The organism is Priestia sp. LL-8 (genome assembly GCF_036227845.1).
Classification (GTDB): domain Bacteria; phylum Bacillota; class Bacilli; order Bacillales; family Bacillaceae_H; genus Priestia; species Priestia zanthoxyli.
In genome coordinates, this window is the sequence record NZ_JAZAQH010000001.1 from 981,534 (window position 1) to 1,003,451 (window position 21,918).

Genomic DNA, 21,918 nt, shown 5'->3' on the forward strand with positions numbered 1-21,918 from the left:
ACTCACTGAAGCTTTATCTGTAAGCCCTCATTTAACCATGGGAAGTACATTCTATCTATTTTCTAGCATTTTTTCTTTGATGAGCAGCGTGGGGACGCTGCTCCTTTTTTTGTTCTTGCTTTTTTCTCTGTAAATAAAGGCCTCTAAAGAGAAGGTGATTTGCGAAATTTGGCGAATTAATGCTTTAAACAATAAATGATAGAGAAGATAAAGCGGTCTATGAAAAATGAAGAAGTTGAAAAATTGAGGAGGGAATTATATTGCTTCACTTAATTAATGTTCGCTTGCCAATTATGCACGATCACGCTCTTTTTGAAGTGAAAATTTCAAATGGAATGTATACTTCTATCGTTTTACAAAACGGTTATCTTGAAGGTGACGAGTTTTTTCCGCTACACGCAGCCGTGTTAGGAAAAGAAACGTCACTTGATGCACAGGGTCGTGTGCTATTACCAGGATTTGTAGATATGCATATGCATTTAGACAAAGCTCATTCGCTTCCTCAAGTGCCCAATCTATCTGGAACTCTTCAAGAAGCCATTAAAAATTACAGCAGCAGCCTGCCGACATTTCCAGAAGAAGAAATTAAGCAGCGAATGTTTAAAACTGCTTTGCAGGCATTAGCTAACGGTACGACTACGATTCGAACGCATATTGATTTTGACTGCAGCATGGAAGAAGATAGTTTATTTCGAAGTTTACAAGCGGCTGTCGAAGTGAGAGATGAATTAAGCCCATATATGGACGTGCAGGTTGTTCCGCTATTCTCTAACCTAGACATTGATGATATGCATAAGATGAATAAAATTGAACGAGCATTGAATCTTGAAATTGATGCGATTGGAGGTTGTCCTCATTTAGCTAGAAATCCAGAAAAAGAGATTGATGCTCTATTTTCGCTGGCTCAAGCCTATAACAAACCTCTTGATTTACATGTGGATGAAAGCGATGATCCGTCTGTTGATACAATAATTAATATTGCTCATAGAACGATTGAACTGAATATGGAAGGAAAAGTGGTAGTGGGGCATCTTTGCTCGCTTGCAGGAATGACTGATGCAAAAGTGAAAGAAATCTTAAATCTTTTGAAAGAGGCAAAAATTGGAGTTGTCACATTACCTGCTTCTAATTTATATTTACAGGGAAGAGAAGATAAAGGAATTGTAAGACGAGGCGTAACGCGTATTCGAGACATACAAAAAGCAGCGATTCCAATTGCTACTGCATCTGATAACGTGAACGACCCCTTTCATCCGTTTGGAAAAGCAGACTTGCTGCAAGTAGGGTTACTAACTGCCTATGCTGCACATATGGGAAGTCCGGATGATCAGCGGCAGTTGCTCCGCATGATTACAAGTATACCAGCCCGGCTGATTGGAAAAGAAAAGTATGGAGTCGAAGAAGGAAACGAAGCAAACTTTGTTCTATTAAATGTGCAGTCTGTACAGGAAATATGGACTGAACTTCCTGAAACTCGCTTTGTTTTTAACAAGCATCGCTGGCTTAGCGTAAAAGAGACGCATCAGCGGCTCGCGGATACAAACTTGACCAACCTTTGGCAGGAAAATCAAATTTTAATTGGTTAAATAAGCATAAAAAGAAGCTGTCACATTAGTGACAGCTTCTTAATCAATTACTTTTGAACGTTAGCAGCTTGTGGTCCACGAGCTCCATCTTCGATTTCAAATGTAACTTCTTGACCTTCTTCAAGTGATTTGAAACCTTCGCCTTGGATAGCTGAGAAGTGTACGAATACGTCGTCTTGTCCTTCTACTTCGATGAATCCAAAACCTTTTTCTGCATTAAACCATTTTACTTTACCTTGTACCATTGTAGTACCTCCTGTGTGGAAAATCCACGAATATATTACTATCTCTGCTCAATTTCAATAAGAATCACTTTAAAGAAAGTCTTTCTATTTGTTAACACCGAACAAGAAATAATATACCTAGTATAACACTTTTTTATAAAAAAGAAACCTTTTTTCATAAAAAAGTACTCTGAGATAAAAATAAGTTGAAAATATGGATATATTTTGAAATGGCAAACAAGCTATTGTTTTGTGGATTTTTAGCAATCCCTAAAATCTTTTATCTCGTAAAAAAATGAATAGCGAGGTTGACAAATTGAATAAAGTGTAACTATAATGGTTACAACGAGCTGAGAAGAATTAGCAGTGCTATAAAAAGCTCAAATTTTTTTGTGTCAAATGTAACTATGATGGTTACAACGAAAATAAAAGGAGAGAATAAAAATGAAAATTGGTGTTATTGGAGCAACAGGAAAAGCAGGTCAATTAATTATGGAAGAAGCAAAACAGAGAGGACATGAAGTAACAGCCATTGTTCGAAATGCTTCTAAACTAAAAAATCAAACAAACGTAATTGAAAAAGATATTTTTGCCATTACTTCAAAAGACATTGAACAGTTCGATGCTGTGGTAGATGCATTTAATGCACCTCCTGGAAGCGAACAGCTCCACGTTGAGTCTATACAATCACTTATTAAAGTATTTCAAGGTGTTCAAACGCGACTCGCAGTAGTGGGCGGAGCGGGAAGTTTATTTGTAGATGCAGAAAAAACAACGCCTTTAATGAGCACAGAAGGTTTTCCAGCAGCTTATTATCCAACGGCTTCAAACATGGGAAAAGGTTTAAAAGAACTTGAAAAGTCGACTATAAATTGGACTTATTTAAGCCCAGCAGCCTTCTTTGATGCAGAAGGTGCTCGCACGGGAGCCTATCAATTAGGAAAAGATCATGTGATCACAAATAGTCAAAATGAAAGCTATATTAGCTATGCTGATTATGCGATTGCTTTAATAGATGAGTTAGAGAATAAAAACCATGTGAATGAACGTTTTGCTGTAGTGGGTGAGAAAGCATAAGCTTACGTTTGAATCATATTGAGAAACAGCTTACATTTGTTGTGAGCTGTTTTTTATACAGAACAAAATAAAAATAGATATAAAGCAATGGAAAACGGTATAGATTTTTTATTATTTCTTCGTTTTTCTTTTTAAAAACGATACAATACAACATAGATGATAAAAAGGAGATGAAAAGATGATTCGTTTTGGCGTAATAGGAACAAACTGGATAACAGATCGATTGTTAGAATCAGCTCAGTATGTAGACAACTTTCAGCTTGCAGCTGTTTATTCTCGAACCATTGAAAAAGCAGAAGAATTTGCAGGTAAATATGACATTCCTCATATATTTACTGATTTAGAGGAAATGGCAGCGAGTGCGGAAATTGATGCAGTGTATATTGCTACTCCAAATGCTTATCATGCGGAACAAGCTATCTTATTTTTGAAAAATAACAAGCATGTACTGTGTGAAAAACCGCTCGCAGCCAATGCAGCAGAAGTAACTCGCATGATTCAAACAGCCAAAAATCACAAGGTGTTACTAATGGAAGCGATGAAATCAACCCTTCTTCCTAACTTCAAAGTGATTCAAGAGAACTTACATAAAATTGGTCCAATTCGGAAATACGTTGCATCTTACTGTCAGTATTCTTCTCGTTATGATAAATATAAAGAAGGTATCGTGCTTAATGCCTTTAAGCCAGAGCTTGCCAACGGTGCACTGATGGATTTAGGTGTATATTGTCTTTATCCACTGATTACATTGTTTGGAGGGCCTCATAAAATAAAGGCAACGGCGTTTATGCTAGAATCTGGAGTAGATGGAGAAGGGTCAGTTGCTTTAGAGTACGAAGATCGCGACGCGGTCATCATGTATTCTAAGATTACAAATTCGCATTTACCAAGTGAAATTCAAGGAGAAAAAGGCAGTATAATTATTGACAAAATACATACCGCTGAAAAGGTAGAAATTCGATACAATGACGGACGTGTAGAAGAGTTAACGGTCGATCAGCCTTATCCTGCTATGTACTATGAAATAAATGAATTCGTAGAGCTGTTGAAGCAAGGAAAGACGGAATCAGACACAAATTCGTATGAAAATTCGTATCTAACAATGCGTGCAATGGATAAAGTACGAGAGCAAATTGGTCTTGTATATCCAAATGATAAGAAGTAAATAACAGAGGCTGGAACAAAAATAGTTTAGTTGAAGGATAATCCGACCGAGTTTGATTCTTGATGTAGAATCAAACTCGGTCGGATTTTTCGTGGGTGGGGTAAAAGCAGGTTTCAAGTAACAAGTAGTGATACTTATTAGATGATTTATACCATTTGTTTGTCTCTAACTTGGATTCTGATCGTTATGTCTCATTCTCTTTTATCGTGGTTATAAAGAGCATAATTGAGATTCGAAATCTTGCTGCAGCACACTTTAAAAGCAAATATGTTGAAATTAGGGAAGTTTTTTAGTATCTTCTATGTTCATTCATCCCTGCATACATAGGATTGATCAAGGGAAAGAATAAAAAGAGTGGTAAATATTCGATAATCAGTCCTAGATTAAAATGATTATAAAAAAGTATTGACTATAATAATAGTTCGTGTATAATAAAGAATGTAATCAATAGTTATTACTAGTTTATAATGATACTAATAATCGTTATCAAATAGTAAATAGCGCTGATTGCATTAAAAATAATACATACAAGCATAAGCTTGTGAAATATATTGCACAAGGAGAGGTTTTGACATGGCAGAACGTATGGTAGGAAAACAAGCACCACGCTTTGAGATGGAAGCGGTACTTGCAAATAAGGAGTTTGGAAAAGTAAGTTTAGAAGAAAATATGAAAAATGGTAAATGGACAGTATTATTCTTCTATCCAATGGACTTTACATTCGTATGTCCAACAGAAATTACAGCTCTATCAGATCACTACGAAGAGTTTGAGGATCTAGATGCTGAAGTGGTAGGTGTTTCTACAGATACAATTCATACTCACTTAGCTTGGATTAACACAGATCGTAAAGATAATGGGCTTGGAGATTTAAATTATCCATTAGCTGCAGATCCAACTCATGCAGTAGCACGTGATTACGGCGTATTAATTGAAGAAGAAGGCGTAGCGCTTCGCGGATTATTCATTATTAATCCAGAAGGTGAATTACAATATGCAGTTGTAAACCATAACAACATCGGCCGCAGCGTAGAAGAAACATTACGTGTACTTCAAGCACTTCAAACTGGCGGACTTTGCCCAGCTAACTGGAAACCAGGTCAAAAAACACTTTAATAAATAACGGTGGCGTAGAGGAGAACTTCCTCTACTGCTGCCATTAAGATAGAAAAGATAGTTTTCTAATTATAAAAGACAGAATATTCAGTTTTATTTATGAGGAGGATTTTAACATGAAATTACGTGAACAAATGCCTGAATTAACTGGAGCAACATCTTGGATTAACGACGAAGTAACAAAGGAAGATTTAGTAGGTGATAAAGCAACGCTTATCCACTTTTGGTCAGTAAGCTGCCATTTATGTAAAGAAGCAATGCCTGAAGTTAATGATCTTCGTGATGAGTATGATGATCAATTGAATGTTGTAGCGGTTCATATGCCTCGTTCGGAAGATGACTTAGATATGGGTGTTATTGAGGCAATGGCAATGGGACACGATATTACTCAGCCAATTTATGTAGACAGTGAGCATAAGTTAACAGACGCTTTTGAAAATAAATATGTACCAGCATATTATGTATTTGATAAAGAAGGTCAGCTTCGTCATTTCCAAGCGGGTGGAAATGGAATGCCAATGCTTCGCAAACGTATCAATCGCGTTTTAGGAGAAGAATAATCTATACATGAAGAAGAAATAAAAAGGGCCGGGATAAAAATATTTTAGCCGAAGTGAAAAACGAAACACTGATCAACATGTTTGATTAGTGTTTCGTTTTTTTTGTTATGCAGAACGTAGATTTCATCTGTTTCGTTCCTTCTAGCAGGTGATTAGAGGGCAAGGCGAAGACTCCTGCGGGAAAAGCGGAACAGGTGAGACCCCGCAGGAGCGCCAGCGACGAGGAGGCTCAGCGGCCGCCCGCGGAAAGCGAAGTCTTGCACGGAAATCAACTGCGGTGTAATAAGCAGTCCAGCTCATGTATCCTATTTGTTCGTCTTTAGATTGGATCCATTTCGTTATGTCTCAATCTCTTTTTTTTATTTTTACTGAGTCGTTTTGATTATTAATGAGCATTTCATCATATTGACATAAAAAACCTAATATAGTTAAATTTATATAAGAACAAACGTTCGTTTTTGGTGTTGTTATTTTACTCTTTTCTCCCTTTTTAATAAGTATAAGAAAAAAAGGAGGAGATTTGCACAATGACTCAGCTCTATTCGCAGCAAGAAAAGCGGCACGACAAAGAATGTACCTTTCATACATTTCTTACAAACCACAGCGCAACTCTTCAGACTCATATAATGAATACATTTTTGACACCAGAACGCTATGAGCGATTACAAAAAGCGGTTGTTAAAAATGATACAAAAGAACAAAGACTTCTAAACAAAGAATTTCATCAGTTTTATAGTGAAGTTAGATTGCTTCATTATATTAACAAGCTTTGCAGACATTATTCCAGAGATGTTATGCGTGTAAAAGAAAAAGAGCGTTCATATATTCCTCTTCGCCTGCAGCAGCCGGCTGCGCTAGATGGAAATCGAACAGTTGAAGATATGCTAGGAGTACAGGACGGAGCTGTATGGGAGCATGAATTTTTAGGAAATCAACTTGAAAATCGTATTCTTCATCATGCATTTCGCCAATTAACGGCCAAGCAGCAGTGTATGTTGCACTTGATTATTGTCGAACGCTGGACTCATAAAGAAATAGCTGCTTATTTTTCTATTTCTCAGCAAGCGGTTTCTAACCATTACCAACGTGCGCTAAGCAAGTTGAAAAAAATTATGAAGGTGAGTGATAGATATGTTTGATCCTCAATGGCTTCAACTTGTTGGAAACGTAGGATTTCCCGCTGTCCTTTCTTTTTATTTATTACTGCGTGTAGAAAACAATATAAAGCGACTCGAAGAAAAAGTGGAAGAATTAACAACTGACTTAAGAAAGAAGTGAAGAAATGGAAACTCTATATGAGCTTGTAAATAAAGTGAAAGCCGGAGATGAAGAAGCGTCAAGGCGTTTATTAAAAAAGCTGGAACCAAAACTAAATAAAGCTGTCCAAAGCTTTTCACTGCATGAGAGAGAAGACGTAAAGCAAGATTTAAAGATTAAAATTCTTTCCGCTGTTAAGACGTTTGATTTTTCCAAAACGCCAGGGCTTTGGGAATTTTTACGCCATAAATAAAAAAGAGCGCTCGTTGTATCGACGCTCTTTTTTTTATTTTTGCTGCATTTCGACTACGTACCTTTCAGTGAAAAATACAAAAAATAGAAAATGGATAAATATTTTAAAAAAGGTAAAAGGTGATGTGTACACATAGAGTTTAGTAGTATACTAACAAGTAGAATTTCTTGTAGAAAAGGAAGATAAACACTCTTTATATAGTGAGGATGGTCGGCAACAAATAGAGTATAGAACAGTTTTATTTAATGAAGAAAAAAAATGATAGTACTGTTCGATAAATCAAACAGTACTAGTTATAAAAAAGCAGCTGTAAACAATATGTAAGCTAAGAAGCCTATTGTTTTTGTTTTAGCTTTTGGAAAGAGGTGAAGAATAGAGTGAGTCAACTTCTCTTTAATATCACGTTAATTATTTCTTTCTTGTTTGCTGCGAGTATAGTTCGAGAGCAAATCATTTATAGAGTAGAAGGAATAAAACGGTATAAAATGTATCGCTTAATTTATTACGGATGTTCTTATGGACTATTAGGCAGCATTTTAATGATATATACAATTAAAATAGATTCTACTATTATTCTTGACCTTCGCTTTTTAGCGGTGACAATTGTTTGTCTTTATGCAGGAATGATACCGGCTATCATTGCAGCTTGTATTATAGGAGTAATGCGTTTGCTTTTATTTGGAATTACGGAAAGCGGAATAATAGGCGCTGCTACAATTATCGTAATGGCTTTACTGTCTGGGTGGACGGTTCGCTTACCTTATCGTCCATTTATTCGTTTTCAATTAATGAATTCTATTAGCTTGCTTTGCGTATTTTTCTCATTGTCCTTTCTTTTTAAAGATATGAAGCACGCCGCTGCGACTATCGTCTATTTACTCCCTGCTTCCTTTATAGGGGGGTGTTTAGTGTATCTAGCAGGTAGATATATATATGTATCTCGCGTAACGACAAGTCAGCATAAAAAACTGTCTAAAATGTTTTCGGTTATGGTTCAAAATGCAAAGACAGGTACCATGATTGAAACGCCGGAGCGCGAAGTAGCCGTTATTAATCAAACTTTTTGTGACATGTTTGATATACCCGGGCCTCCTAATCAATATGTTGGACTGGAAAGTAATCAGCTGTTTTTATCTCACGCTCCTATGTTGAAAGATCCTGCTAGGTTTTTAAAAACGGTAGAAAGCACCGTTTATTCAAAAGAGTCAATAGTAGATGAAGAAATTACGTTTATTAACGGTAAAATTTATGCGCGTGACTACATTCCAATCTATGAAGGTCACGTGTATATTGGCCACTATTGGGAATATCGAGATATTACGGAGAAAAAGAAGGCTGAGTGTGATCTTCTCAAAGCTAATAAAAAGCTTGAAATGCTGTCCATGAAAGATGGCTTAACGGGTCTGAACAACCGCCGATCTCTTGATAAACAGCTGGAAATCGAGTGGGAATACGCACGGAAAGAAAAAGAGCCGCTTTCTTTTCTTTTATTTGATATTGATTATTTTAAAGCGTATAACGATACCTATGGCCATATTCAAGGAGACGAATGCTTAAAAGAGGTAGCGAATATTGCTAAAAGCGTTGTTTTTGACGAATTGGCTTTTGTCGCAAGATACGGAGGAGAAGAGTTTGGTATATTGTTAACTCGAGCTAATCAATATGAAGCGATAAAAATGGCAGAAGCTATTAGACAGCAAGTGGAGAAGCGTGGAATTGTCCACCAGGCTTCTGAAGTGTTTAAGTGTATCACAATCAGCGTTGGAATAATGACGGTCGTTCCATCCGAAAACATACCGCCGATTTCAATTATCCATGGAGCAGATCAGGCTTTATATGAAGCAAAGCGTACGGGTCGAAATCGAATTTCAGTGTATTCTCACCACAAAGAAGCTGACTCAAACGTTTGAGTCAGCTTTTAAAAGAGATATAAGCCTCTTATTTAGGAGGGGCTTTTTCTTTTTCGTCTTCTTCCATAATTCCTTTTGTAGCGTTTTTAAACTCTTTTAATGTTTTTCCAGCAGCTTTGCCTAATTCCGGCAGTTTCTTTGGACCAAAAAGCAATAGAGCGACAAATACAATTAAGGCAATTTCTCCAAACCCAAGGTTCATTGTCATCGTCTCCTATTTTTTGAAAGTGTTTACAAGTTTAGTATAGCACGAAAAGAGGGGAAGTAGTACACCCTTATCCAGTGATTTTAAGGCCGATTACACCTGCTACAATACAAAAAATAAATAGAATTTGACGCATATCTTTTGCTTCGCGAAAGAAAAGCATGCCAAGAAGTACACTTCCGGCAGCGCCTACTCCCGTCCATATACCGTAAGCTGTTCCAAGAGGTATTTCTTTTAACGCTAAGGAGAGAAGATAAAAACTTCCTGCACCGAAAAGGATAAATCCAATTGAAGGAAGCAATCGCTTAAATCCATCCGAAAGTTTTAAGAAAATCACAAATCCCACTTCGCAGAAACCAGCAGCTATTAATGCAATCCAGGCCATGTTACGATTCCTCTCTTTCTGTTTCTTCAGTAGAAATTAACTTTAAACCGATAATTCCAAAAATCATTAATCCTAAAAATAAAATCTTTCCAATATTTACGCCTTCGTCTAAAACAGTCATACCGAGTATCGCTGTACCAGCAGCTCCTATACCAGTGAACACTGCATAAGCTGTTCCCACAGCAATTTTTTTTAAGGCATTTGAAAAGAAATAAAAGCTGATGACAATTGTGACGATCGTAATGATTGTTGGAGTTAATTCAGTAAATCCGTGTGAATATTTTAAGCCGATTGCCCATACAATCTCGAGCAAACCAGCGATAATAAGGTAAATCCAAGCCATTTTAATTCCTCCTTACATAATAATAAGCCCTTTTTACAGGGCCTATTTAGCGCGTATGCCTTCCCAAAATATTGTCCAAGCATCGTGGATTTTTTGATCATAATACTCTGGTTCATAGTAAAAGCGCTGAATGAACAGTCCGTCGGTTAAACAATAAAAGCTATTGATATACAAATCAATCGGACGTTTAATTATTTCGCCTTCAGCCATTCCCTGTGTAAAAATAGCATGCAGAATTTGATCAGACAATCGTTCGCTTCTTAAGAAAATAGCTTTTACTTCCGACTGCAAATGCTCAGGTGGAAACAAAATAAGACGACGGTACATCTGGCCAAAAGAATCTTTTTCAATCATCGTGCAGAAATCTACAACAAAGCAGTGAAGCTGTTCTTTAGCAGACTTTGTTTTATGCTGTTCGTATATAACAGATAACTTTGTTAAAAATAAATTCATTAAATCATGCACGGTTAGTAAAAATAATTCGTCTTTGTTCTTAAAATGAGCGTACAGGGAAGGTTTTTTTATGCCTACTTTTGATGAGATACCAGCAAGCGATGTTTCTGTATAGCCTTTTTCTCCAAAGAGCTCCATTGCGGCAGCTCTAATTTTTTCTACAGTTGATAATTCACTCAAAAAAGCTCCTCCTCAATCTAACTAACGGTCGTTAGGTAAAAGATATCAAATATAAAAAAAAGAAGCAAGGGAATCGCTTCTTTTTAATGTATTTTTACTAAATGACGCTGAGTTAAAAATAAAGAAAAGATAAAAATAAGCTCAAACGTATTTGTTACGGCTGTGCTTGGTATAGGAATTGACACGGCACTTCCTACAATCATCACGGCTACTCCAATCATCATGCTGCTCCACCTGGTCTTGCGAAATAAAGAAATTCCAACAAAAAGCAAAATAATCGCCACAATAAGAACCATAAGAGGAGGACCGGATGATCCCACTAATGTATAGCGAACAATGCCATATTCACGTACAACTTCCATACGCTGACTAATCGTCTCGATTATTTCATAGCTAATTAAGGCAAACGTAGTTAGCAAAAAAACAATGCTGGCAACAGGTTTTTTAGCCCATGTGATCGTCGAATATTTCGCTACGCCATACGCAAAGAGCACCAAAGTAGGGGTAAATAAAGCGTGAAACCAAAAGCGAAGCATGCTGAGTGAACGTAAAGTATCGCCTTCACCGATAAATGAACCAATCCCAATCATTACATTATCGTAAATTAGTCCAGCTATTACTAAAGGAAGAAATAGCATGTAAAACGGCGAAGTGTTTTTTCGTACTACATATATGCTAAAGAAAAACAGGACAATGTAGCAAAAAGAAAATAGAAAATAAAGGATTGTATCAACCATTGTTTTCCTCCTTTTGATGATACTTCTTCTTTTTATGATAACATCATATGCCAAAAAAGTGAGAAATCATGCATTTTTCTAGGCAATCTTAACGGACAAAAGATGCCTTTATCGGTAGAAAGATTCAGAAAATATTGAAATAAAAATAGGAAAAGAGGCCATAGTCAAGAGATTTAGATTTACTGAATTGATTATTAAATAAAGGGAATCTATAAAATAACAACAAAAGAACTAGGTACATATGGAGTCTAAATGCTTATAAAATTAGAAAAAAATATTTAATGTCCTTTCTATTTAAGTAAGTTAAATGTAAGCAGAAAATGATAAATAAATGTATTTTTCTTACTTTTATATCTATCTATCATCCTCACAAGTATGGTTGTTAGACAAATTCAATTGGTATATCCATAAAAAGGAATTAATGGGATAAACTATTTTTTATTCCACCTTTATATTACAAAACGTTTTCTAAAGTTAAGAAATTTTTAATTACGTAATATTTCCGTGTGTTAATTGTAAGAGTGATGTATAAAATATTCCTGTTGTTATGGTAAAAAAAGGTATCGATGGGATTTTTCTAGGTAATTAAACTTTAGACCTATTCTGTAAATTTTAAATAAAACGATGAGTTTTTAATTCTGTAAATAGACAATCGGAATTGTAAGAATATATAACATTTGAGCTATTGACCACTAATGAGCGCAGATGATAGTTTTAGAGCTGTTGAAATTGGTACTCGAGTCCATTTTTCAAAGCAGGTGTTTTAGCAGCATGCTAGCGCTGTTAATTGATTAGCTCCCATACATATATAAAGGGAGTGAAACTATGAAATCGTATATCTATTATTATGAATCAAAAGCATTCATAACGTATCCAACAGGAGAAGTTTGGAAGGAGAAGAATGAAACATGATCTTAATTATCCTCTGCTGCCTATTTTTAGTAGGGTATGGCGTTTGGGAGTATCGCAGACATTTACGCAAGCTGCATTCAATTCCTGTACGAGTGAATGTTAATGGTATTCGCGGAAAATCCACCGTTACACGATTGATTACAGGTATTGTAAAAGAAGCAGGTTACAAAACAGTAGGGAAAACGACAGGAACACAAGCACGTATGATCTACTGGCATACAAGTGAAGAAGAACCAATTATTCGTCGTAAAGAAGGTCCGAACATTGGAGAACAGCGACGAGTGGTAAATGAAGTTGCCGATATTGGCGCGGAAGCTCTTATTTGTGAATGTATGGCGGTACAGCCTGATTATCAAATCACATTCCAAAATCAGCTGATTCAAGCCAAGGTAGGCGTTATTGTAAACGTACTAGAAGATCACATGGATGTAATGGGTCCAACTCTAGATGAAGTTGCTCAAGCGTTCACTGCTACTATTCCTTATGATGGCCACCTTGTTACAATTGAAGGTCCATATTTGGAATATTATAAAAAAATAGCCGCAGAGCGCAACACAAAGGTTATTGTAGCTGACAATGATAAAGTATCTGAAGCGTATTTACGTGAATTTGATTATATGGTTTTCCCTGATAATGCTTCCATCGGTTTAGCAGTAGCAGAAGCACTTGGCATCGATGCTGAAACAGCGATGAGAGGAATGTTAAATGCCCAGCCTGACCCAGGAGCTATGAGAATTACAACGTTTGGCGATGAAAAAAATCCAGCATTTTTAGTGAATGGATTTGCTGCCAACGACGCTTCTTCCACGCTTCGTATTTGGGAACGTGTAGATTCAATGAACTATAGTGAAAAGCTTCCTATTGTCATTATGAACTGCCGTCCGGACCGTGTAGATCGCACCGAGCAATTTGCTGAAGATGTAATGCCATACATTGAAGCGGATGTAATGATTGCAATTGGTCAGACGACCTCACCAATCGCTGCTGCACACCAAAGAGGCGAATTACCAACAAAAGAATTCTGGGATATGGAAGGCGCTTCTACAGAAGAAATTTTAGAGCGCATGAAGCCTTATTTAAAAGATCGTATCGTATACGGTGTCGGAAATATCCACGGTTCAGCCGAGCCGCTTGTTGAAGCTATTATTGAAATGAAAAAGATGAGAAAAGCAGTTTAATCTAGGAGGCCATTTCATGTTCGGATCAGATTTATATATTGCCCTTGTGTTAGGGGTTACACTAAGCTTAATTTTTACAGAAAAAACGGGCGTATTGCCAGCAGGTCTTATCGTACCGGGGTATTTAGCTCTTGTATTTGATCAGCCAATTACCATTTTAATGATTTTCTTAATTAGTATTTTAACGTATGTTATTGTCGTGTACGGAATCTCAAAAGTAGTTATTTTATATGGACGTCGCAAATTTACAGCGATGTTAATTACGGGTATTGTGATTAAAGTTGCATTTGATTATTTCTTCCCGATCTTGCCGTTTGAAGTGTTTGAATTACGCGGAATTGGTATCATTGTACCGGGCTTAATTGCAAATACAATGCAAAAGCAAGGTCTTCCTTTAACAGTTGGAACAACGGTTTTATTAAGTGGTGTAACATTTGGAATTATGCAAGTTTATTATTTATTTTAATACACAAACAAACCGCAGCTGGTAAAGGAAGGTGAAAGCGTTGAAAGAGAAAAAATTAAACTTTCAAGAAAAAGTATTGATGTTTATAAAGAAAACAAAGCCTACAACGGGCAAGCAAGCTCTTATCTTAACGCCAATTTTAATCGTAATTTTAGCTCTTTCAGGATGGATGGAGCGTTCGGATGCTCTTGAAAACCCTGAGACGGCTAATCCAGAGGCCAATAATGATTTAACGATGACTATGGTCGGAGACATTATGATGGGTCGCCATGTAAGAGAAGTAACTGAACGCTACGGAGAAGATTTTGTATTCCGCAACGTGGAGCCGTTCTTTAAAAATTCGGATTACGTAAGCGGGAACTACGAAACGCCGATTTTAACAAATGACGTAGATTCATATAAAGCAATGGAAAAAGGTATTCATTTATATAGTAAGCCTGCTGATCTAGCGACTGTTAAAAATGCAGGTTTCGACGTATTAAACTTAGCGAACAACCATTCAATGGACTACAGTGCAAAAGGGTTAGAAGATACGATCTCTACTTTTGAAGCAAACAAATTAGATTTTGTTGGTGCTGGCCGTAACTCTGAAGAAGCAAAGCATATTTCGTATAAAGATGCTGACGGTATCCGCATTGCAACCGTAGGATTTACGGATGTACATTCAGACGGAATGTCCGCTGGAAAAAACAACCCAGGTATTTTAAAAGCAGATCCGGATCTTATTTTCAGCACGATCCAGCAAGCGAAAGCAAATGCTGATTTAGTTGTAGTAAATGCCCACTGGGGTGAAGAATACGATGCACAGCCAAGTCCTCGTCAAGAAGGACTAGCAAAAGCGATGGTAGACGCTGGTGCGGACATTATCATTGGTCACCATCCGCACGTTCTACAGTCATATGATGTATATAAAGGTTCGGTTATTTTCTACAGCCTAGGAAACTTTATTTTTGACCAAGGATGGTCAAGTACAAAAAATACAGCGATGGTTCAGTATCATTTAAACAAGCAGGGCCAAGCTAAAATTGATGTTATTCCAATGGTTATTAAAGCAGGTACACCAACTCCAACGGATAACCCTTGGCGCATGAAGCGTATTTATAACGATTTAAACAAATTTTCTTCAAACCCTGAGCTGTTAGAAAAAGAACGAAACAAGTTTGAATTAAACTTAGATCATTCTCGCATTATAAAACATGCAGAGGAGCGCAAAAAGAACGAAGCGCAAGCTAACTAATAGCCGTCATACACAGAGGAGGTAAAAGATGATAAATAAACGTAATACGATTATTGTTTCCATTGTCATCTTTTCACTCATAGTAGGTGTATGTGTTTATCAATTTATGTTTCCAAAACAAGAATATGCAGTAAGTACTTCAGATCCTCGCGCCACAAAAGTAGGTATGGAAATCCTTAAACAAGGCGGTACAGCAGTTGATGCAGCTATTGCCATTTCCTACACGCTTGGTGTTGTGGAACCGTACGGATCAGGACTTGGGGGAGGCGGCGGAATGCTGATTGATCCAGCAGATGCCTCTCCAACATTTATTGACTACCGAGAAATTGCACCTAAGAATGATAAAGAAGATGAGATTGGCGTACCAGGGTTCGTTGCTGGTATGGATTATATTCAGCACCACTATGGATCTATGTCGATGAGCAAACTAATCGACCCGGCCCTTAACTATGCTGAGAATGGGTATAAAGTGGACAAAGATTTGCACGATAGGCTGGTTTCATACAAAGATAATGTGAATGAAGATGAAATTCCTAGCTTTTATCCAGATAAGGACGCCATTAACACAGGTGAAATTGTCAAACAGCATGAATTAGCGAACACGCTGCAAAAGATTAAGGAAGAAGGACCAAATGCTTTTTATAGAGGGGAAATTGCAGACGATATTACAGAAGAAACAAAAGTAAGTCACAAAGACTTGCGAAAGTATGCGCCTGTTGAGCGCAAACCTCTATCGACGAATTATAAAGGTCATCAAATTATTTCAGCACCTCCTCCTTTTGCTGGTGCTACGCTCATTCAAATGTTAAAAATGACGGATCAAGAAGATATTTGGAAGCTGAAGGAATCGCATCCTAGTCTTTATTATCATTTTCTTGGTCAAATTTCAAAAGTAGCTTATCAAGACCGCTTGAAAAAAATTGCCGATCCGGCTTTTATAAAAGAAACGCCAAATGATTGGATCGACGATCATTACGTGCATTTACTTCGTAATAAATTAAATAATACTGAAACAGATCACACCAAAGTAAGCGACGTCGAAGAACATGAAAGTACCACTCATTTTGTTGTTATGGACGGTGATGGAACCGTTGTATCAACAACAAATACGCTGAGTAATTTCTTCGGCAGCGGTGAATATGTAGATGGATTCTTTTTAAATAATACGCTCAATACGTTTGGAGAAGGAATTAATAAGCGTCAACCTGGTAAGCGTCCAAGAACATTTACAGCCCCTACCATTATTCGTGAAGGTGATGAATGGGTAATGTCCATTGGCACACCGGGAGGAAATCGCATTCCTCAAGTATTAACACAAGTAATTGGGGATTATTTTGAAGACAAAGATTCCATTAAAAACGCAGTAGAAAACAAGCGTGTCATTTTTGATTCTCATAAGTTTTATTCAGAAGCTAAGCTTAAACAGTCAACTAAAGATGGTTTAAAAACGTACGGCTATGACTTGAAAAACAATGATAACGCGATGTTTTACGGAGGCGTTCAAGCACTTGTGAAAGACTTAAAGAAAAACAAAATTCAAGGTGACGCTGATCCGCGCCGCCACGGTTTATGGGAAAAAAGTACAGACTAACTTAATTGGAGGAATAGAAAATGATCGCAAAACGAATCGTAGGGATTGTAGGACCAATTGCTATTGTAGCAGGAGTAGTAGCAGGACTTGGAGCTTTAAAACATCCAGCTACTCTTTCAACGGATGAACAGCAAAAAATTGAAAATAACGTAAAAATGATTGAACAAACAAAATCAGCTGCTACAGATGCAGTAAATGATGCTGCAGCAGCGTCTGGGAAATAAAACATATATAGTAATAAAAAGGCATCGTCCGGGGCGATGTCTTTTTTGTGTTTAATGTATTTTATGGATAAAAATGAAAGCGCTTCACAAAATATACATATGAGTAAAAATGGAGGGGAATGTGTGAATAAAAAATTACTGTTATTTAATATTGTTGCTGTTTTGTTGTTAATCGGCGTTATAGCCGTTTTCTTTATGACTCAATCAAGTACAGACCTTAGTCCTGAAAAGCTCCTAAAAAAAAATAATGATCATTCTTATGGTGTGAGCTCTTCTAATTCTCTGGCAGCAAATGTAGGGATGGACGTATTAAAAGAAGGCGGGAATGCAGTAGATGCGGCTATTGCTATTTCGTATGCCCTCAATGTAGTCGAACCTTTTGGATCCGGAATTGGCGGAGGTGGAGGTATGCTGATTGCCAAAAAAGATCAGCCTGCTACCTTTATCGATTACCGGGAAACCGCTCCAACTTCTATGAGCGGTAAAAACGGCGTGCCGGGATTTGTTGCTGGTATGGAATATATTCAGCAGAAGTATGGCACAAAATCAATGAGTGATTTAATTCAGCCGGCTGTTGAATACGCTGAAAAAGGGTTTGAAGTAGACTCTCTTTTATCTTCGCGATTGTATTATTCTAGAGGAAGGATGGATGTGGATGATCTATCTGCTTTTTATCCGAAGGGAGAAGCAATCGAAGAAGGAGAAACGCTCTCGCAGCCAGTGCTTGCTAAAACGCTAATCAAAATTCAGCGAGAAGGTGCATCTGCTTTTTATAAAGGGGATTTGGCACAAGATCTTGCTGATGCAACGCCTATTTCTAAAAAAGACCTATCTTCCTATCAAGTGACAGAAACCAAGCCTGTCGTTTCTGCTTACAATGGAACGGAAGTGATTTCGGCGCCTCCGCCTTTTTCTGGAATTACACTGATTCAAATGTTAAAAATGGCAGAGAAAGAAAATCTTGAAACAATGCCTGACAAAGACTATTACGAAACGATGAACAGAATTAAAAAAGCAGCTTACTCCGACCGGTTAAAACAAATCGGCGATCCTGACTTTCATAATCAAAACTCAAGTAAGTTAGTTAGTGATGATTATATAACAAACTTGGTCAATCACCCGACACGCTCTTCAGGTGAAGGCGATGAAGAACACGAAAGTACAACACATTTTGTAGTTATTGATTCAGAAGGAACCGTCGTATCTACAACCAATACGTTAAGTAACTTCTTTGGTACAGGCGAACAAGTTGACGGATTTTTTCTTAATAACAATGCTGATACGTTTGGAAGCAAAGAACCGAATAATCGCGAGCCAGGAAAAAGAGCAAGAACCTTTACGGCTCCAACTATTATAAGAGAAAAAGGCGAGTGGGCGATGGGAATAGGTTCTCCGGGCGGAACGCGGATTCCTCAAATTTTAACTCAGGTACTGTCTAAAAACCTCGCAGGAAATGAACCGCTTCAAGAAGCTGTAAACGAACCGCGATTTATTTTTGACGATTCGACTATTTATGTAGAGCCCGATTTAAATACAAAAAATATTCCTTCTGCGTTTCGAATAGAAACAAAGGAAAGCGACGTCTTTTATGGAGGTATCCAAGCGTTAATCATTAATTTTCAAGATAAACAAATGGAAGGAGCGGGAGACCCTAGAAGAAATGGGGTTTGGAAAACAGGAGATTAACTAAGTAAAGACCCCTTCTCATATGCTTAGGCATAGTGAGAAGGCGTTTGAAAATATCGAATGGAATGAAATTCTTTGTCACTGGAATGAAAATGTACGTAAATGGGGGAACGATCTAAAGCAGGGTGAGCGTTGAAAAAGGTGGCATCACCGTAGCGCAATGCTTTTAGTAAGTAAGGCATTTCTTGTTTGAAAATAGCATAACGTATGGCTTGCACAGACTTTTCCGTCTGTTCATTTCCAATAAATACGTATACATACAGCGTATCAACACCGTCTTTGTGGAGCCATTCGGCAAAAAGCTCATTTCGCTGCTCATTTAATTGATCAACAGCAAACTTTTCGTCGATCCAAAGAAATAAATCGTCTGTTTGTTCAGAATGTGTGAGCGTATAGCGTCGCCCAATAAAAGGAAAGGTGGGCGTGCTTCCTTGCCGGTATGTGACGCTAAATTGCTGAGGATTAAAAGCAGACAAAGGGCATCTTCCTTTCACGCTTTTAAGTAGTTTATGCATAAAAAAGAGAAATTTCACACATTCGTCAAGAATTTTAAGTTGCTTTTCTTACATGCATACTTATGAAAAAGTTGTTACACTGAAGAAAAGAAATAGTGGGTGATAGAAGATGGAGCCGCTGTATATCGTTTTAACGATTTTTTTAGCAGCCATGCTATCGTATGATATTGCTAAATTTGTTCGAGGGGACCGGCCAGATTGGAAAGAGGGTCTCGTGACGGGCCTTGTGTTCGTGGGCTTTTTAGCAGCCATGCAAATGGCTTTTCACATTGTATAGCGCAGAAAGAGGCTGGGACAAACGTAGTTTAGTTGAAGGAAGATCTGAACGGTGAATTGTTCGGATCTTTTATGGTTAAGGTGAACGTAGATTTCATGTGTGTAGTTATGTCTCAATCTCTTTTTTGAGGATATGTCCGATAAGTTTAGTTCGGCAATACTAAAAAGCCCTGATATTGAATAAGCTGTTGTATACTGCATTTTTGATAAAGGGGCTTTTTACTTGTATCGAAAAAAAACACTGCTTTTGAAGCGAAGTTTAGGAGTAGCTGTGTTTCTTGCTTTGATTGCGCTGGGAATTTGGATGTTTCAATTTACATTCTTTTCTCCGAGTCATCAAGCCAAATCTGCTGTAAAAGAATTTTATACGCTAGAACAGGAAGGGAACTTTTCGGAATCATGGAACCTTTTTCATTCGTCCATGAAAAAGAAGTGGACAAAAGGTGCATACATACAAGATCGAGCACACGTATTTCTCAATCATTTCGGAGTAGACACTTTTACGTATTCCATTGAAGATGTTGAAAAAAGAAAGAGCTGGAAGATGGAAAATGATCGTAAAGCGTTTCCTGTTGTTTACGAAATGACCGTTATCCAAACGTATAAAGGGAAATATGGAAACTTTGATTTGGTGCAGAAAGTGTATGCTGTTCGTGAAAAAGGAGAATGGAAAGTCGTGTGGGATTATAAACAGTAGGAGAGCCTGCTGTTTTTTATCTTCATAAGAAATGAGTATACCTCAGCTGGTAATATGCCTCTTTTTTAACAGAAAAAACGTTATGTTTTTTTACGAGTGGGTAAAATGAAAGAAGGAGGCGAACACAGATGAAATTTAAAACGATTTTATTTGATGCATATGGAACACTGTTTGATGTACATACCGTTATTGAAACGTGTGATAAGCTGTATCCGGAACGAGGAGAAAGTATTAGCCATTTATGGCGTTTGAAGCAAATTGAATATGCAATGCAATATCAGCTGATGGGACGATACGTTGACTTTTATACATTAACAAATCAATCCCTGAAATATGCAGCAGAAGCAAATGATATTGATTTAACGGAACATGAAGAAAAAATGCTGATGAGTGCTTACATGAAGCTGAATGTCTACGATGAGGTCAAAGAGGTGCTCGCCTATTTAAAAGAAAAAGGATATCGTCTGGCTATTTTTACGAATGGTCCTAAGCACATGATTGATCCGCTTGTTTCTTATCACAATATGAATCATTTATTTGAAGATGTTATTTCCGTAGACGAAATCAAACAGTACAAGCCTACAATGGCAAGCTATCATTATGCAAAAAATAAAATGAATGCAAAAAGAGAAGAAGTATTGTTTCTGTCATCGAATACATGGGATATTGCCGGTGCTAAAAACTACGGGTTCGCAGCGGCTTGGGTTAACCGAAAAGGAAATGTAGCTGAGCATAAAGAGTTGCAGCCAAACGTAATCATTAAAAGCTTAAATCAGCTTATTAAATAAAAAAAGAACGAGCATTAAGCTCGTCCTTTTTTATTTATTGCTAAATGTATCTTTTGTTTCGCCTACTGCTTTTTGAGCATTTCCTTTTGCTTTCTCAGCTTTTCCTTCACGCTGAAGATCGCGGTTATTCGTTGCATTTCCGACTTGATCTTTTACTTCACCTTTAGCTTTTGATACATTTCCTTTAACTTTATCTCCTAAACCTTTACTCATTTTAATCTTCCTTTCTATTAGTGATTAAGTAGTGTTACTTGTCTATTCCACCGTTAGAAAGAAATTAAACATATTTTCTGATTTTGGCCTAAACAGAAGCTAAGCCTGCGATATTTAGAAGTACTGTTTAGTCACTATCATCATTCGGAGGTTTTAAGTTCCCACTCATCATAAATCTGAGATTCATAAGGCCATGATAATAAGCTTAAAGATTCCACTGCTTTTAGAACAAGAGGAGAAGCATTATCGATGTTAAGATCTTGCGGTGCGATCCACAATGCTTCCAAAGAATCTTGTCCTTCAAACTGGACGGGGTTGGAAAGAAGCTCACCGCCGGCAATGTCTACGTAATAAAAAACGGCAATGTGATGTACATGGGTAAATTCTTTCCACTTACAGGGATACTGAAAATCCGTTGTACCCGCTTGAGAAATAATAGTAATTTCAAAGCCTGTTTCTTCACTAAATTCTCTTTTCATCGCATCTGTTAATGTTTCGCCGTGTTCTAGCTGTCCGCCTGGCAAATCAAAGCGATGAATATAGGGGCCTCTATTTTTTCGAATAACAAGCAGCTTGTCATCTCGCATACAAATTCCATATACGCCAAAAGCGCGATCATAGTTTGCTTCCATCTTTTTTCACTACTTTCTATAACAGAATGGCTTGATAAAGCATCATTTGATT

28 protein-coding genes are annotated in these 21,918 nt (G+C 37.3%); 19 read left to right on the plus strand and 9 right to left on the minus strand.

From position 1 onward, the window contains the following. Positions 1 to 260: 260 nt before the first annotated feature. Complete coding sequence (locus U9R83_RS04995; RefSeq protein ID WP_223260296.1) at positions 261 to 1,586, plus strand: amidohydrolase family protein; 1,326 nt, start codon at positions 261 to 263, stop codon at positions 1,584 to 1,586. A 47-nt stretch (positions 1,587 to 1,633) separates the two neighbouring features. Here U9R83_RS04995 and U9R83_RS05000 read toward each other — a convergent pair whose 3' ends face one another. Further along, positions 1,634 to 1,831 carry a cold-shock protein gene (locus U9R83_RS05000; RefSeq protein WP_013055689.1) on the minus strand — a complete coding sequence of 66 codons (198 nt, stop codon included), beginning with the start codon at positions 1,829 to 1,831 and terminating at the stop codon, positions 1,634 to 1,636. Between the two features lie 423 nt (positions 1,832 to 2,254). Here U9R83_RS05000 and U9R83_RS05005 point away from each other — a divergent pair, with 423 nt between their 5' ends. From U9R83_RS05005 to U9R83_RS05045, 9 genes are all read left to right on the plus strand, one after another. Then, complete coding sequence (locus tag U9R83_RS05005; RefSeq protein WP_221780544.1) at positions 2,255 to 2,887, plus strand: NAD(P)-dependent oxidoreductase; 633 nt, start codon at positions 2,255 to 2,257, stop codon at positions 2,885 to 2,887. A 178-nt stretch (positions 2,888 to 3,065) separates the two neighbouring features. Beyond that, positions 3,066 to 4,052 (plus strand): Gfo/Idh/MocA family protein, encoded by a 987-nt coding sequence (locus U9R83_RS05010; protein ID WP_243548836.1) that lies wholly within the window; start codon positions 3,066 to 3,068, stop codon positions 4,050 to 4,052. Between the two features lie 573 nt (positions 4,053 to 4,625). Then, complete coding sequence (locus U9R83_RS05015; protein WP_014461319.1) at positions 4,626 to 5,168, plus strand: peroxiredoxin; 543 nt, start codon at positions 4,626 to 4,628, stop codon at positions 5,166 to 5,168. 116 nt (positions 5,169 to 5,284) lie between these two features. Further along, entirely contained in the window at positions 5,285 to 5,728 is a 444-nt protein-coding gene (locus U9R83_RS05020) for a TlpA family protein disulfide reductase (protein WP_013055693.1), read from the plus strand. Between the two features lie 148 nt (positions 5,729 to 5,876). After that, the gene (locus U9R83_RS05025; protein WP_255293446.1) at positions 5,877 to 6,011 is read left to right on the plus strand and encodes a hypothetical protein; all 135 of its coding nucleotides are present in this window, start codon (positions 5,877 to 5,879) and stop codon (positions 6,009 to 6,011) included. Between the two features lie 244 nt (positions 6,012 to 6,255). Then, positions 6,256 to 6,867, plus strand: coding sequence for a sigma-70 family RNA polymerase sigma factor (locus U9R83_RS05030; protein ID WP_048020133.1), 612 nt, complete (start codon positions 6,256 to 6,258; stop codon positions 6,865 to 6,867). Continuing rightward, entirely contained in the window at positions 6,860 to 7,006 is a 147-nt protein-coding gene (locus tag U9R83_RS05035) for a YvrJ family protein (protein ID WP_013055696.1), read from the plus strand. Before U9R83_RS05030 ends, U9R83_RS05035 begins: the two co-directional genes overlap by 8 nt. A 4-nt stretch (positions 7,007 to 7,010) precedes the next feature. Then, the gene (locus tag U9R83_RS05040; RefSeq protein WP_013055697.1) at positions 7,011 to 7,238 is read left to right on the plus strand and encodes a helix-turn-helix domain-containing protein; all 228 of its coding nucleotides are present in this window, start codon (positions 7,011 to 7,013) and stop codon (positions 7,236 to 7,238) included. 377 nt (positions 7,239 to 7,615) lie between these two features. After that, a complete protein-coding gene (locus U9R83_RS05045) occupies positions 7,616 to 9,148 on the plus strand; it encodes a GGDEF domain-containing protein (protein WP_328575078.1) in 1,533 nt (510 codons plus the stop codon). 28 nt (positions 9,149 to 9,176) lie between these two features. On the opposite strand, the gene U9R83_RS05050 is transcribed toward U9R83_RS05045, so the two are convergent. The 5 genes from U9R83_RS05050 to U9R83_RS05070 form a co-directional block, all read right to left on the minus strand. Beyond that, positions 9,177 to 9,350, minus strand: coding sequence for a twin-arginine translocase TatA/TatE family subunit (locus U9R83_RS05050; RefSeq protein ID WP_013055701.1), 174 nt, complete (start codon positions 9,348 to 9,350; stop codon positions 9,177 to 9,179). A 73-nt stretch (positions 9,351 to 9,423) separates the two neighbouring features. After that, positions 9,424 to 9,738, minus strand: a complete 315-nt coding sequence (locus U9R83_RS05055; protein ID WP_098999759.1) for a DMT family transporter — start codon at positions 9,736 to 9,738, stop codon at positions 9,424 to 9,426. Position 9,739: 1 nt separating this feature from the next. Continuing rightward, positions 9,740 to 10,081, minus strand: a complete 342-nt coding sequence (sugE, locus tag U9R83_RS05060) for a quaternary ammonium compound efflux SMR transporter SugE (RefSeq protein ID WP_028412237.1) — start codon at positions 10,079 to 10,081, stop codon at positions 9,740 to 9,742. Positions 10,082 to 10,123: 42 nt separating this feature from the next. After that, entirely contained in the window at positions 10,124 to 10,714 is a 591-nt protein-coding gene (locus tag U9R83_RS05065; protein WP_328575079.1) for a TetR/AcrR family transcriptional regulator, read from the minus strand. Positions 10,715 to 10,797: 83 nt separating this feature from the next. Then, a complete protein-coding gene (locus tag U9R83_RS05070; protein WP_098999758.1) occupies positions 10,798 to 11,451 on the minus strand; it encodes a hypothetical protein in 654 nt (217 codons plus the stop codon). A gap of 908 nt (positions 11,452 to 12,359) precedes the next feature. On the opposite strand from U9R83_RS05070, the gene pgsB reads away from it, so the two are divergent. The 6 genes from pgsB (at position 12,360) to U9R83_RS05100 (ending at position 18,745) form a co-directional block, all read left to right on the plus strand. Then, positions 12,360 to 13,541, plus strand: coding sequence for a poly-gamma-glutamate synthase PgsB (gene pgsB, locus U9R83_RS05075; protein ID WP_014461310.1), 1,182 nt, complete (start codon positions 12,360 to 12,362; stop codon positions 13,539 to 13,541). 16 nt (positions 13,542 to 13,557) lie between these two features. Continuing rightward, entirely contained in the window at positions 13,558 to 14,007 is a 450-nt protein-coding gene (gene pgsC, locus U9R83_RS05080; protein ID WP_013055707.1) for a poly-gamma-glutamate biosynthesis protein PgsC, read from the plus strand. Positions 14,008 to 14,047: 40 nt separating this feature from the next. Continuing rightward, positions 14,048 to 15,244 (plus strand): CapA family protein, encoded by a 1,197-nt coding sequence (locus U9R83_RS05085; RefSeq protein ID WP_013082012.1) that lies wholly within the window; start codon positions 14,048 to 14,050, stop codon positions 15,242 to 15,244. A gap of 28 nt (positions 15,245 to 15,272) precedes the next feature. Then, positions 15,273 to 16,835, plus strand: a complete 1,563-nt coding sequence (locus tag U9R83_RS05090) for a gamma-glutamyltransferase family protein (RefSeq protein ID WP_014461309.1) — start codon at positions 15,273 to 15,275, stop codon at positions 16,833 to 16,835. 20 nt (positions 16,836 to 16,855) lie between these two features. Then, positions 16,856 to 17,059, plus strand: a complete 204-nt coding sequence (locus U9R83_RS05095; protein WP_014461308.1) for a CapE family protein — start codon at positions 16,856 to 16,858, stop codon at positions 17,057 to 17,059. A gap of 123 nt (positions 17,060 to 17,182) precedes the next feature. Next, positions 17,183 to 18,745, plus strand: coding sequence for a gamma-glutamyltransferase family protein (locus U9R83_RS05100; protein ID WP_328575080.1), 1,563 nt, complete (start codon positions 17,183 to 17,185; stop codon positions 18,743 to 18,745). Positions 18,746 to 18,771: 26 nt separating this feature from the next. Here the strand turns inward: U9R83_RS05100 and U9R83_RS05105 are convergent, their stop codons facing one another. Next, positions 18,772 to 19,221 carry a staygreen family protein gene (locus U9R83_RS05105; RefSeq protein WP_045293206.1) on the minus strand — a complete coding sequence of 150 codons (450 nt, stop codon included), beginning with the start codon at positions 19,219 to 19,221 and terminating at the stop codon, positions 18,772 to 18,774. Positions 19,222 to 19,369: 148 nt separating this feature from the next. On the opposite strand from U9R83_RS05105, the gene U9R83_RS05110 reads away from it, so the two are divergent. From U9R83_RS05110 to U9R83_RS05120, 3 genes are all read left to right on the plus strand, one after another. Further along, entirely contained in the window at positions 19,370 to 19,537 is a 168-nt protein-coding gene (locus tag U9R83_RS05110) for a hypothetical protein (RefSeq protein ID WP_014461305.1), read from the plus strand. Between the two features lie 222 nt (positions 19,538 to 19,759). Then, a complete protein-coding gene (locus tag U9R83_RS05115; protein WP_028412244.1) occupies positions 19,760 to 20,233 on the plus strand; it encodes a hypothetical protein in 474 nt (157 codons plus the stop codon). Positions 20,234 to 20,361: 128 nt separating this feature from the next. After that, positions 20,362 to 21,021, plus strand: a complete 660-nt coding sequence (locus U9R83_RS05120) for a haloacid dehalogenase type II (RefSeq protein WP_115653186.1) — start codon at positions 20,362 to 20,364, stop codon at positions 21,019 to 21,021. Between the two features lie 30 nt (positions 21,022 to 21,051). Here U9R83_RS05120 and U9R83_RS05125 read toward each other — a convergent pair whose 3' ends face one another. Next, on the minus strand, positions 21,052 to 21,234 hold the full coding sequence (locus U9R83_RS05125) for a CsbD family protein (protein ID WP_014461302.1): 183 nt from the start codon (positions 21,232 to 21,234) through the stop codon (positions 21,052 to 21,054). A gap of 140 nt (positions 21,235 to 21,374) precedes the next feature. Then, positions 21,375 to 21,866 carry an NUDIX hydrolase gene (locus tag U9R83_RS05130; protein WP_115653187.1) on the minus strand — a complete coding sequence of 164 codons (492 nt, stop codon included), beginning with the start codon at positions 21,864 to 21,866 and terminating at the stop codon, positions 21,375 to 21,377. Positions 21,867 to 21,918: the final 52 nt, after the last annotated feature.

Bases quoted from the DNA above. Each gene is read 5' to 3' on its own strand.
- U9R83_RS05040 (WP_013055697.1), top strand. From the start codon at position 7,011: ATGGAAACTCTATATGAGCTTGTAAATAAAGTGAAAGCCGGAGATGAA.
- U9R83_RS05110 (WP_014461305.1), top strand. From the start codon at position 19,370: ATGGAGCCGCTGTATATCGTTTTAACGATTTTTTTAGCAGCCATGCTA.
- U9R83_RS05030 (WP_048020133.1), top strand. From the start codon at position 6,256: ATGACTCAGCTCTATTCGCAGCAAGAAAAGCGGCACGACAAAGAATGT.
- U9R83_RS05070 (WP_098999758.1), bottom strand. From the start codon at position 11,451: ATGGTTGATACAATCCTTTATTTTCTATTTTCTTTTTGCTACATTGTC.
- U9R83_RS05005 (WP_221780544.1), top strand. From the start codon at position 2,255: ATGAAAATTGGTGTTATTGGAGCAACAGGAAAAGCAGGTCAATTAATT.
- pgsB (WP_014461310.1), top strand. From the start codon at position 12,360: ATGATCTTAATTATCCTCTGCTGCCTATTTTTAGTAGGGTATGGCGTT.
- U9R83_RS05130 (WP_115653187.1), bottom strand. From the start codon at position 21,866: ATGGAAGCAAACTATGATCGCGCTTTTGGCGTATATGGAATTTGTATG.
- U9R83_RS05120 (WP_115653186.1), top strand. From the start codon at position 20,362: ATGAAATTTAAAACGATTTTATTTGATGCATATGGAACACTGTTTGAT.
- pgsC (WP_013055707.1), top strand. From the start codon at position 13,558: ATGTTCGGATCAGATTTATATATTGCCCTTGTGTTAGGGGTTACACTA.
- U9R83_RS05090 (WP_014461309.1), top strand. From the start codon at position 15,273: ATGATAAATAAACGTAATACGATTATTGTTTCCATTGTCATCTTTTCA.
- sugE (WP_028412237.1), bottom strand. From the start codon at position 10,081: ATGGCTTGGATTTACCTTATTATCGCTGGTTTGCTCGAGATTGTATGG.
- U9R83_RS05035 (WP_013055696.1), top strand. From the start codon at position 6,860: ATGTTTGATCCTCAATGGCTTCAACTTGTTGGAAACGTAGGATTTCCC.
- U9R83_RS05020 (WP_013055693.1), top strand. From the start codon at position 5,285: ATGAAATTACGTGAACAAATGCCTGAATTAACTGGAGCAACATCTTGG.
- U9R83_RS05125 (WP_014461302.1), bottom strand. From the start codon at position 21,234: ATGAGTAAAGGTTTAGGAGATAAAGTTAAAGGAAATGTATCAAAAGCT.
- U9R83_RS05015 (WP_014461319.1), top strand. From the start codon at position 4,626: ATGGCAGAACGTATGGTAGGAAAACAAGCACCACGCTTTGAGATGGAA.
- U9R83_RS05010 (WP_243548836.1), top strand. From the start codon at position 3,066: ATGATTCGTTTTGGCGTAATAGGAACAAACTGGATAACAGATCGATTG.
- U9R83_RS05000 (WP_013055689.1), bottom strand. From the start codon at position 1,831: ATGGTACAAGGTAAAGTAAAATGGTTTAATGCAGAAAAAGGTTTTGGA.
- U9R83_RS05050 (WP_013055701.1), bottom strand. From the start codon at position 9,350: ATGAACCTTGGGTTTGGAGAAATTGCCTTAATTGTATTTGTCGCTCTA.
- U9R83_RS05055 (WP_098999759.1), bottom strand. From the start codon at position 9,738: ATGGCCTGGATTGCATTAATAGCTGCTGGTTTCTGCGAAGTGGGATTT.
- U9R83_RS05095 (WP_014461308.1), top strand. From the start codon at position 16,856: ATGATCGCAAAACGAATCGTAGGGATTGTAGGACCAATTGCTATTGTA.